The sequence below is a fragment of the Nocardia vinacea NBRC 16497 genome (assembly GCF_000308835.1).
In the GTDB taxonomy this organism is placed as follows: Bacteria; Actinomycetota; Actinomycetes; order Mycobacteriales; family Mycobacteriaceae; genus Nocardia; species Nocardia vinacea.
This window is the reverse complement of record NZ_BAGN01000194.1, coordinates 1-13461: the sequence shown is the minus strand read 5'-3', so window position 1 is coordinate 13461 and position 13461 is coordinate 1. Positions and strand designations below refer to the sequence as shown.

Genomic DNA, 13461 nt, shown 5'->3' with positions numbered 1-13461 from the left:
GGGGTAGAGAAGGCCCCGCGGGCCGGGCTTTGTGTGCGGCCGCTGCGTCGTCGATGCGGGAGGTCAGGATGCGGAGGGCGTAAATGCCTGCGGCGACGCCGATTACGGTGGGCCAGGCGGCGGAGAGTCCGGTGCGGCCGAAGGCGATGGCCGCGGTGAGCAGGCCGAGCGCGGCCAGCAGCCAGGATCCTCGCGGGTGATCTGTTCGTTCGATGGCTCCGATGAATCCGGCGACCAGCACCGCCACGAGTGCCATACAGACGAACAAAAGGGTCTTGTCATTGGTGCCGAAGGTTTGGATGACCCATTCGCGCAGGCCGTCCGGGGTGTGGTCGATGACGGTGGAGCCGACAGCGTTCGGGGGTGCGCTGTCGGGGCCGATGAAGGCGGCCACGAGCTCGGACGCGCCGAGTGCCAGACCTCCGGCGACAATGCCCGCGGCCACCCGAAAGCGCAGTTCAGCCATGGTCCGAGCCTACTGCCGGGTGCGGCCGGGGAGTATGACCATTCGGTGACGTGAACGTCAGTCCGCGGACTTGTGCCGCTGGTAGTACCGGGCGACGCGGACCCGGTTGCCGCAGCGTTCGGGTGAGCACCAGCGACGGCGCGGGTGTGCGGGCAGGAACAGCAGAACGCAGTCGTCGGCCTCGCAGCGCTTCAACTTGCCGATCGATGGATCGGCGAGCAGGTCGGCGACGGCTTCGGCCAGGACGGCGGCCAGCTTCTCGGCCGCCGTGCCGGTGCGACGCACGGTCGCGATCACCGCATCGCCGCCCCATTCGAGCTGTCGGATCGCGGGCGCGGCGGCCTGTGCGGCATTGAGTCCGCGCAATGCATCGATGGGTGGGCGACGATCGTGGAGCAGTGCGTCGAGGACGGCGCTGCTGTGATCGCGCACCGAATGCACGGCGGCGAGGTCGGCGGAAGTGGGGTGTGCAACCGCCAGCTCTGGGTGCCGTTCGGCCTGCAGCGCAAGCCAATTCGCGAGGTCATCCGGGGTCGCCAGTAGATCGACATCGGTCGGCCGGGTATTGACCAGGTCCAATGCCAACGGCTCGCCGACCAGCGGAGCTTCACTCATGGATCTAATGCTACATCGAGCGGTTGACACATTAGGAGTCGATCGGCTAGAACTAATGCAACATCACGTAAAGAAAGCATGTGAAGCCATGATCGAGTTGCCGGCCATCCACCACCGCCACATCGATGTCGACGGCGTCGAGGTCCACTACCGGGAATCGGTCCCGAACCGCGCGGACGCTCCGGTGCTATTGCTGCTGCACGGTTTTCCGTCGGCCTCGCACCAGTTCCGCAGGCTCTTCGATGTGCTCGGCGCGCAGTACCGGCTGCTCGCCCCGGACTACCCGGGCTTCGGAAACACCACCGCACCAGCCGATTTCGACTACTCGTTCGAGCGATTGGCCGATATCGTCGAGGGTTTCGTCGAACGGCTGGAACTGCGCGAGTTCGCTATGTACGTCTTCGATTTCGGCGCTCCGGTCGGCTTCCGCATCGCGCTGCGCCACCCCGAGTGGGTCAACGGCCTGATAGTCCAGAACGGCAATGCGTACGAGGCGGGACTGTCGGATCTCGCTCGCGACTTCACCGCACTGCGCCCCGAGGACGAAGGAGCGGAAGACACGATTCGTGGTCTGCTCACCCTGGAAGGAACCCGCGGCCAGTACGAGCAGGGCGTCCCCGACCCGACCGTGCTCAGTCCCGAATCGTGGATCCTGGATCAGTACTTCCTCGAACTGCCCGGCCGCAGAGAAGCCCAGGTAGCCCTCGCCTTCGACTACAAGTCGAATGTCGCTGCCTATCCAGAATGGCAGCAGTGGCTGCGCAAGTACACCCCGCCTACCCTCATCGTCTGGGGCTCGAACGACCCCTTCTTCCCCGAGCCCGGCGCGCACGCATACCTCGCAGATCTCCCGGACGCCGAGCTGCACGTCTTCGATACGGGCCATTTCGCCCTGGAGACACATCTATCCGAGATCGCGTCGCTCATCGCCGGTTTCCTGGACGCTCGGACCAGGTGACCAACCGAAAGCAAAGGCGCCGGCCGCAACTCGCGGACGGCGCCTCGCAAAATCAGCGTCAGCTGTAGATCTTCTCCACCTCGGACGCGTACTGCTTCATCACCACGGCCCGCTTCAGCGACATCTTCGGCGTCAGCTCACCGGTCTCCTGCGTCCAGTCGACGGGCAGGATGCGGATCTTCTTGATCGCCTCGGCATGCGAGACCTTCTTATTGGTATCGGCGACCGCCGCATTGATCTCCGCGACCAGCGCCGGATTCTCGATCACCTGCTCGATCGGGGTCTCGACGGGCAGGTTGTTGCGTTCCTTCCAGCCCGGCAGCGCCTCCGGATCGAGGGTGATCAGCGCGCCGACGAAGGGCTGTCCGTCGCCGACCACCATGACCTGGCTGATCAGCGGGTGGGCCCGCAGCGAATCCTCCATCAGACCGGGGGAGACGTTCTTACCGCCCGCGGTGACGATGATTTCCTTCTTGCGGCCGGTAATGGTGACGTACCCGTCGCCATCGATGGCGCCCAGATCGCCGGTCTTGAACCAGCCGTCGGTGAACGCGTCCTCGGTGGCCTCGGCATTGCCCCAGTAACCGTTGAAGACAACCGATCCGCGCAGCAGTAGTTCGCCGTCTTCGGCGATCTTGACCGCATGGCCCTCGATCGGCTTGCCGACGGAGCCGACGCGAATATTGCCGGGGGTGTTCACGGTGACGGCCGCGGTGGTCTCGGTGAGGCCGTAGCCCTCGTAGATGGTGACGCCGACGCCGCGGAAGAAGTGGCCGAGGCGCGCACCGAGCGGTCCGCCGCCGGAGACCGCGGCCTCGCACTGACCGCCGAGTGCGACCCGCAGCTTGCTGTAGACGAGTTTGTCGAAAACCGTGTGCTTGAGCTTGAGCACCAAGCCGGGCCCACCGTTGTCCAGGGACTGGCTGTAGGCGATGGCGGTCTCGGCGGCCGCGTCGAAGATCTTGCCCTTACCGCCGTCGTGCGCCTTCTGCTTGGCGCTGTTGAACACCTTCTCGAAGACACGCGGCACCGCGAGGATGAAGTGCGGGCGGTAGCTGCCGAACTGTTCGACCAGGGTGGACCAGTCGGCGGTGAACGCGACGATCACCTTGGCGTCGAATGCGGCCAGCGTGACGGCACGCGCGAACACGTGCGCCAGCGGCAGGAACATCAGCGTCTTCTTGCCCTCGGCGACGTACCTTTTCAGCGCGATCCGGTCGGAGGTCGACTCCGCGTACAGATTCGAATGCGAGAGCATGACGCCCTTGGGGCGGCCGGTGGTGCCCGAGGTGTAGATCAGGGTGGCCGGGGACTTGGCATTGACCTCGGCGCGGCGCGCGTGCACGGTCGCGTCGTCGAGGTCGGCGCCGCGCGCGATCAGATCGTCGACGGCGCCCTTGTCGATCTGCAGGGTCTCCTTCAGATCCGGCAGCGCGCCCGCCTCGATCTCATCGATGACCTTGCGGTGCTTATCGCTGTCGACCACCAGCAGTTTGGTGGCGGAGTCCTGCAGGATCCACTTGGCCTGTTCGGCGGCCGAGCTGTCGTAGATGGCGACGGTGCAGCCGCCGGCGGCCCAGATGGCGAAGTCGAGCAGCACCCACTCGTAGCGGGTCGGGGCCATGATGGCGACGCGATCGCCGAGCTCGAGACCGGAGGCGATGAGGCCCTTGGCCACATCGGTGACCGTCTTGGCGAATTCCGCGGCCTTGATTTCCCGCCAGCCGCCACCTTCGGTGACGTTGAACAGCACCGCGCCCGGCGACTGCTCGGCATGCCGGAAAACGTTATCGGAATTGTTCGCGTCTTCCGGGATGGTGTAGGAAGCCGGGACTTCGAACTCTCGCATCAGTGCCCTTCCACGTGGGTTTACTCGCCAGTAATCTACGACACCTGTGACCGGGACGTCACTCCGGCCACCGGAAAACCGGGCCGGTTCGACATCGACGGACTGGTCAGCGTCCGGCCGGGCCCGGGCGGGGCGGCGTCGATTTTGTATTTCACGCGCTTGAACGAGCGCAGGTGAGGCACTCTCTATCCTATGTCGCGCAGCGTGACCGGCTGGACGGCTTCCCGTAGGAAATCGGCCAATTCGGTCAGCGCCGCCGCGGCCGGTCCGACCAGCGCGGCCTGCAGTTGCGCGACGTGCCATAGCCCCTTGCTCTCGGTGAACCTGGCATGCACACCCGCCGTCCGCAGCGCGGCGACGAACTCCACGCATTGCGCATGCAGCAGTTCGCTGACATCGACCTGTACATACGTCGGCGGCAAACCTCGCAGTTCACCGTGCAGCGGTGCGTAGCCGGTGTCCTTGCCGTCCCCGTCGCCGAGATAGGCCGCGGCGCATGCGCGCGACCACGGCCGGTTGATCACCAGATCGCGGGACTTGTCCGGGACCTGATTCGGATCCACCCACGGTGCGATCAGGCCGAGCGCGGCCGGGGTGTGGCCGTGTTCGGCGATGAGCCGCTGTGCGGTGGCCAGCGATAGTCCGCCGCCCGCCGAATCACCCGACAGCGCAATCTGTTCGGGGCGGTAACCGATATTCCCGACCAGTTCCAGGAATGCCGATTCGGCGTCCTCGAGTCCGGCCGGGAACGGGTGCTCCGGCGCCAGTCGGTAGTCGAGAACATAGACGGTGCAACCGGTTTCGTGCGCCAGCCGGGCGGCCAGCGAACGGTGCGTCGCCGGCGATCCGACCGCATAGCCGCCGCCGTGCAGGTAGAGCACTGCGCCCGCGTTCAGATTCGGCCTGGCCGAGCCGGCGGTGATTCTTTCCGCGGGTCGCCCGCCGAGCCTGAGTCGGTGCACGGTCGTGCCCGATGGCAAAAACTGTGCGCGCGAACCGATATCGAGCAGCAACCGCTGCATCTGCCAGGGCAGTCGCGCGTTCAGTGAGACCCGGAAAATCGGACTCAGCAGCGCTCGCGCGACGGGTAGCGGAATGTTGATGTCACGCATAGGTTTTCCTCGATTCCCCGCGCTGGTTCAGGGTAGGAAGGGGCGGTTCACCGCGGCGGCGATGCGTTGGTAGCCGGAGGCGGTGACCCGGACGAACAGGTCGAGCACCTTGGCCTCCCAACCGATCAGCACGCGGCCGTGTCCCTTGCGGACGCCCTCGGTAATGGTCTGCGCGGCCATTTCCGGTGTGTGAATGGCCAGCTTCTTGTCGAACAGCGATGCGGCACTCTGGCTGTCGATGCCCTCGGCATAGGTGGCATTGCGGGCGACGGCGGTCTTGATGCCGCCGGGATGCACACAGGTCACCTTGACCGGATGCTTGCCGGCCAGCATCTCTTGGCGCAGCGATTCGGTGAACCCGCGCACCGCGAATTTGGCTGCGTTATAAGCACTCTGGCCCGGGACCGCGATGAGGCCGAACAGGCTGGAGACATTGACGACGTGGCCATCGCCGGATTCGATCAGCAGCGGCAGGAAGGCCTTCGTGCCATTGACGACGCCCCAGAAGTCGACGTCCATGATGCGCTCGATGTCCTTGAACTCCGAGCGGATCACCTCGCCGTGGTAGGCGATGCCCGCGTTGTTGTAGATCTGGTGCACCTTGCCGAAGTGCGCCTTTACGGCGTCGGCGTACAGCAGCACCGCTTCGCGCTCGGCCACATTCAGCCGGTCGGATTTGATTTCGGCTCCGTACGCCTCGCAGCGGCGCACCGTCTCGGCCAGGCCGTCGGTATCGATATCGGAGAGCGCGAGTTTGGCCCCGCGCCTGGCCAGGTTCTCCGCGAGGGCACGGCCGATGCCGGAACCCGCCCCGGTGATCACACAGACCTTGCCCTTGAAGTAAGCGTCACTGCTCACTGTGCTACCACTTTCAGATCGTCTCGGGAGCTTTCGACGCTAGTCGTCTCGTAGGCGGAGACGTCGAAATTCTTTGTAATCCTGCGGAATTCGAAGGTGAAATCCGGCCAGAGCGTGGTGTTGTTGCCGTGCTTGTCCAGGTACCAGCTGGCGCAGCCGCCGGTATTCCACACGCTCTTGACCAGTTTGCCCTGCAGGTTCGTGTTGTAGGTGTCCTGCGCCGCGCGCTTCACCTCGACCGTGCGCAGACCGAGGCGATCGACGGTGGCCAGGGCGTCGGCGACGTAGTTGATCTGGGATTCGATCATGTACACCATCGAGGTGTGGCCGAGGCCGACGTTCGGGCCGAGCAGGAAGAACATATTGGGGAAGTTGGCGACGGCCGAACCCTTGTAGCCCTGCTGGCCGATCTCGTCGAACACCTCCGCCAGCGTGCGACCGTCCTTGCCCGAGATGGCGTTGTAGGTCGGCGAATCCGTGACGTGGAAGCCGGTCGCGACGATGAGTGCATCGATTTCGCGCTCGGTGCCGTCCTTGGTGACGACGGAATTCGCGCGCACCTCGGCGATGCCGTCGGTGACCACGTCCACATTCGGGCGGCTCAGCGCCGGGTAGTAGTCGTTGGAGATCAGCATGCGCTTGCAGCCGATCCGGAAGTTCGGGGTGACCTTCTCGCGCAGCTCGGGATCGCGGATCTCCAGCTGCAGCTTGGCCTTGGCGATCAGCTCGAAGGCCTGCATCAGTGCCGGAACCTTGGCGAGGCCGACGACCTGGGTTTCGCGCGCGGCGTAGATGGCGGCGCGGGATAGTCGCTGGAAGCCCGGGATGTGCCGGAAGGCGAAACGCTCCGGCAGGGTGTACGGGCGGTCCATGCGGGGGAGCAGCCACGGCGCGGTGCGCTGGTAGACGTCCAGGTGCGCGACCTGCGGGGCGATGGACGGCACGATCTGGATGGCCGAGGCTCCGGTGCCGATGATGGCGACGCGCTTGCCCGTCAGATCGGCGTCGTGGTTCCAGCGGGCGGAGTGGAAGATCTCGCCCTCGAAACCGTTGATGCCCTTGATATCCGGGAGCGCGGGCTCGCACAGCGCGCCGACGGCGGACACCACGGTGTCGGCGGTGAAGCTGCCCCGGGTCGATTCGATATGCCACAGGTTGGTGGCGTTGTTCCAGCGGGCCGCGGTCACGTCGCAGTTGAACAGGTGCTTGTCGAGCACGTTGTACTCGCGCGCGACGCCCTGGATGTACTGCTGGATCTCGCCCTGCCTGGAGAACGAGCGCGACCAATTCGGGTTCAGTGCGAACGAGTACGAGTACAGGTGCGACGGCACATCACAGGCCGCGCCTGGGTAGGTGTTGTCACGCCAGGTGCCGCCGACATCGCTGCCGCGTTCCAACACGAGGTAATCGTTGCGGCCCTGCTTGCTCAACCGGATCGCCAGGCCCAGACCAGCGAAACCGCTGCCGATGATGATGGTCTTGACGTGGCGGGCTGGCCGGTTGCCGACAGCTTTGTCTGTAACCTTGCGACTCATATAATCCAGACTACGGTCCTATTGATCATCAGTCAACAGTATTGAGCAGCGTTCAGTAAGATGGGCACGTGAGTAGTCGAGGCACCGGAGAAACTGTCAAGCGCACCCGGCTCAGCCCGGAAGAACGCCGTCTACAACTGATCACCCTGGGCGCCAAGATGCTCGGGGATCGCGCCATCGAAGACATCTCGATCACCGAAATCGCCGGGGAAGCCGGGATCTCCCGCGGCCTGCTCTTCCACTACTTCCCGACCAAACAGGACTTCCAACTGGCGATAGTCCGCCACGCCAATGCCGAGCTGTTGGAGCGCGTCGCACCCGACCGCACGCTCGGGGTGTTCGAGATGCTGCGCGATTCGGTCGAGCGCTACATCCAGTACGTGGCCGAGAACCGCAATTCCTACGTCTCGTTGCTGCGCGGACCGGCCAGCGTCAGCGCCGAGGTGCTCCCGCTCGTCGACCAGACCCGCAACGTCATCATCGACATCATCCTGACCGAAGTGCCTGTGGACATCGCCGACGCCGAGCGCCCGCGACTGGTTCTCGCCATGCGCGGCTGGATCGCCTTCGTCGAGGAAACCACCCTCACCTGGCTGCGCCACGAAACCATCACCCGCGAACAGTTGGTCGACCTGCTGGTCGAATCCCTACTCGCGCTCGCTCTTTCGCTGAATCCCGAACTGGCCGCCGCCCTACGCGGTTAGCCGGGTCGGTGCCGCCGGATAGGCGCGGTCGGACCGCGTCTCGATGGCGCGCCCGTTGTTGGATCCGTACCCCTGTCGGAATGCGGATTCGGCGGAGCGCCTGGAGATACCCTGACGTATGGGTCTGTCGCGGCGGGAGTTGTTGCGGTTCGGGACCGCTGGATCGGTTGCGGTGTTGGTGGGGGCTTCCGCGGCGAGCAGTGGGCGGTTTCGGGCGCCGCGGTGGTTGGGGGATCCGTTCACGTTGGGGGTGGCTTCGGGGGATCCGCTGCCGGATGGGGTGGTGTTGTGGACGCGGCTTGCGCCGGATCCGTTGGCGCCGGACGGGCTCGGGGGGATGGCGCAGCATCCGGTGACCGTTGATTACGAGGTCGCGCACGACGAGCATTTCCAGGATGTGGTGGCGCGCGGAAGTGCGGTCGCGACTCGTGAACTCGCACATACCGTGCACCCGGAGGTCGGGGGACTCGAGCCGAATCGCTGGTACTTCTATCGATTTCGCGCGGGCTCGGCGATTTCGCCGGTCGGTCGCACCCGAACGGCACCTGCGCCGGGACAGCCCACGGGGCGCATGCGATTCGCGTTCGCGTCCTGCCAATCGTGGACCTCCGGCTACTACACCGCTTATGGGCATATGAGCGCCGAAGACCTCGATCTCGTTGCGCACCTCGGGGATTACATCTACGAACGCGGCTGGAACCGCGGCCGCGAGGGGATGTCGGTGGAGCCGTATCTGGCCGCTGAAGCGGTCGATCTACCCGGCTACCGGCTGCGCTACGCCCAGGCCAAGGCCGAACAACCGTTGCGCGCCGCGCACGCCGCCTTTCCCTGGCTCGTCACCTTCGACGACCACGAGATCGACAACAACTGGTCCGCCGATAACCCCGGCCTCGGTCTCGACATCTATCGCATTCCCGCCCTGTTCCGCCGCCGCAAAGCCGCCGCCTTCCAGGCGATGTACGAACATCAGCCACTGCGAATCGCGGCCCTGCCGTCCGGCCCGACCATGCGCATCCACCGCCGCTACACCTTCGGCGACCTCGCCGACATCACCATGCTCGACACCCGCCAATACCGCACCGGCGGGACCTGCGGTAAGGGCAATATCGGTGACGATTGTCCCGACCGACTCTCGCCTGACCGCTCGATATTGGGCGCACCACAACGAGATTGGCTGCTCGACGGCCTCACCCACTCCACCGCCCGCTGGCAGATCCTCGGCAACCAGGTGGCCATGGCCAAATCCGACTATGATCCCGGCCCCGGTACCAATTTCGGCACCGACGCCTGGGACGCCTACGTAGCCGACCGCAATACCGTCCTCGCCACCGCCGCCGACCGCGATATCCACAATCTCGTCGTCATCACCGGCGACCGCCACCACAACTACGCCGCCGACCTCCGGCCCGACTACACCGCCCCCGAATCCCCGGTCGTAGCAGCCGAATTCACCGGCACATCGATAACAACCGGCGGCGACGGCACCGATGTCAACCCGACCGGCCGCAACCTCCTTGCCGCCAACCCGGACATGAAATTCTTCAATTCCCAACGCGGATACGTCCGAGTGGAATTCGACCATTCGGTGTGGCGCACCGACTTCCGCGTCGTCCCCTATGTCCACCGCCCAGGCGCCCCGATCCACACCCGCGCGAGTTTCGTTGTGCAAGATCGGACCCCGGGTGTGGTTGAGACATGGCGCCGCAGTGAGCGCACCGATCAGGCCGCTGATCCTGGAACGGCAGGTCCGCCACCGCGGTAAGCCGTAGCCATAGTGGTTCAAGGCGTTGGCATGGTGGGGGCAGTGGACACCTCTGCCCGAAGTCGGGTACGAACGACGCCGGGCCGAATCACTCTGAGTAAGAGCGGATTCGGCCCGGCGGTTCGGTCAGCGAAAACTACGCGGTCGGCTCGAAGGCCTCGGCCACGATCTCGGCTTGCTCCACGGCGTGCACCTTCGACGAACCCGAAGAAGGAGCCGACATGGCGCGGCGGGAAATGCGGCGCAACTTCGTGAACCGCTCCGGGAGGAGTTCCGGGAGGTTCAGGCCGAAGAAGGGCCACGCGCCCTGGTTGGCCGGTTCCTCTTGGACCCAGGCGATATCCGTCGCGTTCGGATAACCGGCCAGTGCCTCGTTGAGGCGGAACTTGGGCAGCGGGTAGAGCTGCTCGATGCGGACGATCGCGACGTCTTCGCGCTTCTGCTTGGCCTTTTCGGCGACCAGTTCGTAGTAGAGCTTGCCGCTGGTGAGCAGGACGCGCTTGACCTTGTCGCGGTCGCCGATGCCCTGTTCGTAGGTGGGCTCGTCGAAGACCGAGCGGAACTTCGATTCGGTGAAGTCCTTCAGGTCCGAGACCACGGCCTTATTGCGCAACATCGACTTCGGGGTGAAGACGATCAGCGGACGGCGGATGCCGTCGAGTGCGTGGCGGCGCAGCAGATGGAAGTAGTTCGCCGGGGTGGACGGCACGGCGACCGTCATCGAGCCCTCGGCGCACAGCTGCAGGAAGCGCTCGATGCGACCGGAGGTGTGGTCCGGGCCCTGACCCTCGTGACCGTGCGGCAGCAGCAGCACGACCTCCGACAGCTGACCCCACTTGGCCTCACCGGAGGAGATGAACTCGTCGATGATGGACTGCGCGCCGTTGACAAAGTCACCGAACTGCGCTTCCCACAACACAAGTGCGTCCGGGTTGCCCAGCGAGTAGCCGTATTCGAAGCCGACGGCGGCGTATTCGCTCAGCGCCGAGTCGTGCACCGCGAACCAACCCGGGTTGGAGCTGCCGATGTTGTGCAGCGGGGTGTATTCCTCGGCCGTCTTGCGGTCGATGATCACCGAGTGGCGCTGGGTGAAGGTGCCGCGACGCGAGTCCTGACCGGTCAGGCGCACCGCGCGACCCTCGTCGATCAGCGTGCCGAAGGCGAGCAACTCGGCGAAGGCCCAGTCGACCTTGCCCTCGTACGCCATTTCGCGCCGCTTCTCCAGCACCGGCTTGACACGCGGGTGCACATTGAAGCCCTCGGGAACACCGAGGAAGGCGTCGCCGATGCGTTGCAGCACGGTCTTGTCCACGGCCGTCACGACCGTAGCCGGCACCTGCTGGTCGTCCTCGACCGATTCGCTCGGCTCCGGGACGTACTTCTCCAGCTCGCGGACCTCGTTGAAGACCCGTTCCAGCTGACCCTGGTAGTCACGCAGCGCGTCCTCGGCCTCTTTGAGCGAGATATCGCCACGGCCGATCAGGCTTTCGGTGTACGCCTTGCGCACCGAGCGCTTGGTGTCGATGACGTCGTACATTTCCGGCTGGGTCATCGACGGGTCGTCGCCCTCGTTGTGGCCGCGACGCCGGTAGCAGACCATGTCGATCACGACGTCCTTGCGGAACTTCTGGCGGAAGTCCACCGCCAGACGCGCGACCCAGTCGCAGGCCTCCGGGTCGTCACCGTTCACGTGGAAGATCGGCGCGCCGATGAACTTCGCGATATCGGTCGAGTATTCGGTGGAGCGGCTGTTCTCCGGTGCGGTGGTGAAACCGATCTGGTTGTTCACCACGATGTGGATGGTGCCGCCGACGCGGTAACCGCGCAGCCCCGACAGGTTCAGCGTCTCCGCGACCACACCCTGACCCGCGAATGCGGCGTCACCGTGCAGCATCAGCGGCATGACGGAGAAGCCCTCCGGCCCGTCGCCCTTGTCCAAAAGGTCTTGCTTCGCGCGTACCAGACCCTCGAGCACCGGGTCGACCGCCTCGAGGTGCGAGGGGTTGGCGGTCAGCGAGACCTCGATCTCGTTGTCGCCGAACATCTGCAGGTAGGTGCCACGCGCGCCGAGGTGGTACTTCACGTCGCCGGAGCCGTGGGTGGCGGCCGGGTTCATATTGCCCTCGAACTCGGTGAAGATCTTCGAGTACGGCTTGCCGACGATATTGGCGAGCACATTGAGGCGACCACGGTGCGGCATACCGATGACGACCTCGTCGAGCGAATGCTCGGCGCACTGGTCGATGGTGGCGTCCATCATCGGGATGACGGCTTCGGCGCCCTCGAGCGAGAAGCGCTTCTGCCCGACGTATTTGGTCTGCAGGAAGGTTTCGAAGGCCTCGGCCGCGTTCAACCGGTTCAGGATGTACTTCTGCTGTGCGACAGTCGGCTTGACGTGCTTCTGCTCGACCCGCTCCTGAATCCACTGCAGCTGCTCGGTTTCCAGGATGTGGGTGTACTCCACACCGACGTGGCGGCAGTAGGCATCGCGCAGCACCGAGAGCACATCGCGCAGCTTCATCCGCTCCTGGCCGTGGAAGCCCGCGACATCGAAGGTGCGGTCCAGGTCCCACAGGGTGAGGCCGTGCTGGGTGACATCGAGGTCCGGATGGCTGCGGAACTTGTCCTTGACCAGACGCAGCGGATCGGTGTCGGCCATCAGGTGGCCGCGGTTGCGGTAGGCCGCGATCATCTCGAGCACGCGGGTGCTCTTGTCGACGCCGCGCTCCTTGACATCCTTGCGCCAGCGCACCGGCTCGTAGGGCACGCCGAGGCCGTGGAAGATCTCGTCGTAGAACTCGTCGCTGATCAGCAGGTTGTGGATGGTCCGCAGGAAGTCGCCGGACTCCGCGCCCTGAATGATGCGGTGGTCGTAGGTCGAGGTCAGGGTCATCAACTTGCCGACGCCGAGCTCGTTGATGCGCTCGTCGCTCATGCCCTGGAATTCGGCGGGGTATTCCATCGCGCCGGCGCCGATGATCGCGCCCTGGCCCGGCATCAGCCGCGGCACCGAGTGCACGGTGCCGATGGTGCCCGGGTTGGTCAGCGAGATGGTGACGCCGGTGAAATCGTCGATGCCGAGCTTGCCGTCGCGGGCGCGGCGCACGATGTCCTCATAGGCGGTGTGGAACTGCCCGAAGGTCATGGTCTCGCAGCCCTTGATCGCCGCGACGACCAGCGAGCGGTTGCCGTCCTTGCCCGCCAGGTCGATGGCGAGACCGAGGTTGGTGTGTGCCGGAGTGACCGAGTTCGGCTTGCCGTCGATTTCGGCGAAGTGCCGGTTCAGGTTCGGGAACGACTTGACCGCCTGCACGATCGCGTAGCCGAGCAGGTGGGTGAAGGAGATCTTGCCGCCGCGGGTGCGAGCCAGGTGGTTGTTGATGACCAGGCGGTTGTCGATCATCAGCTTCGCCGGAATAGCGCGCACGCTGGTCGCGGTCGGGATGGCCAGCGACGCGGACATGTTCTTGACCACGGCGGCAGCCGGGCCGCGCAAAACCTTTGCCTCGTCGGCAGCGGTGTCGGCGGGCTTCGGCGCGCCTGAGGTGGGCGCGGCATTCGAGGTCGGCGCGGGCGTTGTCTGCGGCGCACGGGTGGTGGGC

General features: G+C 65.3%; 9 protein-coding genes and 1 pseudogene. 3 read left to right on the top strand and 7 right to left on the bottom strand.

All coding sequences use genetic code 11. The annotated features are described in order from the left end of the window. Both ON44_RS26855 and ON44_RS26850 read right to left on the bottom strand, forming a co-directional pair. Positions 1–466, bottom strand: a pseudogene (locus ON44_RS26855) (oxidoreductase); the annotation flags it as partial. A 57-nt stretch (positions 467–523) separates the two neighbouring features. Continuing rightward, positions 524–1081, bottom strand: a complete 558-nt coding sequence (locus tag ON44_RS26850; RefSeq protein ID WP_040695061.1) for a CGNR zinc finger domain-containing protein — start codon at positions 1079–1081, stop codon at positions 524–526. 88 nt (positions 1082–1169) lie between these two features. Between ON44_RS26850 and ON44_RS26845 the strand changes: the two genes are divergently transcribed. Then, entirely contained in the window at positions 1170–2039 is an 870-nt protein-coding gene (locus ON44_RS26845; RefSeq protein WP_040695066.1) for an alpha/beta fold hydrolase, read from the top strand. Between the two features lie 58 nt (positions 2040–2097). On the opposite strand, the gene ON44_RS26840 is transcribed toward ON44_RS26845, so the two are convergent. The 4 genes from ON44_RS26840 to ON44_RS26825 all read right to left on the bottom strand — a co-directional run bounded on the left by ON44_RS26840 (position 2098) and on the right by ON44_RS26825 (position 7393). Then, positions 2098–3888, bottom strand: a complete 1791-nt coding sequence (locus ON44_RS26840; RefSeq protein ID WP_040695059.1) for an AMP-dependent synthetase/ligase — start codon at positions 3886–3888, stop codon at positions 2098–2100. Positions 3889–4073: 185 nt separating this feature from the next. Next, positions 4074–5000 carry an alpha/beta hydrolase gene (locus ON44_RS26835; protein ID WP_040695058.1) on the bottom strand — a complete coding sequence of 309 codons (927 nt, stop codon included), beginning with the start codon at positions 4998–5000 and terminating at the stop codon, positions 4074–4076. Between the two features lie 27 nt (positions 5001–5027). Beyond that, positions 5028–5858 (bottom strand): SDR family NAD(P)-dependent oxidoreductase, encoded by an 831-nt coding sequence (locus tag ON44_RS26830; protein ID WP_040695056.1) that lies wholly within the window; start codon positions 5856–5858, stop codon positions 5028–5030. Further along, positions 5855–7393 carry a flavin-containing monooxygenase gene (locus ON44_RS26825; protein WP_040695054.1) on the bottom strand — a complete coding sequence of 513 codons (1539 nt, stop codon included), beginning with the start codon at positions 7391–7393 and terminating at the stop codon, positions 5855–5857. The genes ON44_RS26830 and ON44_RS26825 overlap by 4 nt, the downstream gene beginning before the upstream one ends. A 68-nt stretch (positions 7394–7461) precedes the next feature. Here ON44_RS26825 and ON44_RS26820 point away from each other — a divergent pair, with 68 nt between their 5' ends. Together ON44_RS26820 and ON44_RS26815 are read left to right on the top strand one after the other, a co-directional pair. Further along, complete coding sequence (locus ON44_RS26820) at positions 7462–8097, top strand: TetR/AcrR family transcriptional regulator (protein ID WP_040695053.1); 636 nt, start codon at positions 7462–7464, stop codon at positions 8095–8097. Between the two features lie 118 nt (positions 8098–8215). Beyond that, positions 8216–9859, top strand: coding sequence for an alkaline phosphatase D family protein (locus ON44_RS26815; protein ID WP_040695052.1), 1644 nt, complete (start codon positions 8216–8218; stop codon positions 9857–9859). A 136-nt stretch (positions 9860–9995) separates the two neighbouring features. On the opposite strand, the gene ON44_RS26810 is transcribed toward ON44_RS26815, so the two are convergent. After that, positions 9996–13461 (bottom strand): multifunctional oxoglutarate decarboxylase/oxoglutarate dehydrogenase thiamine pyrophosphate-binding subunit/dihydrolipoyllysine-residue succinyltransferase subunit (locus ON44_RS26810; RefSeq protein ID WP_051182491.1); only part of this gene is annotated, 3466 nt, incomplete at its 5' end.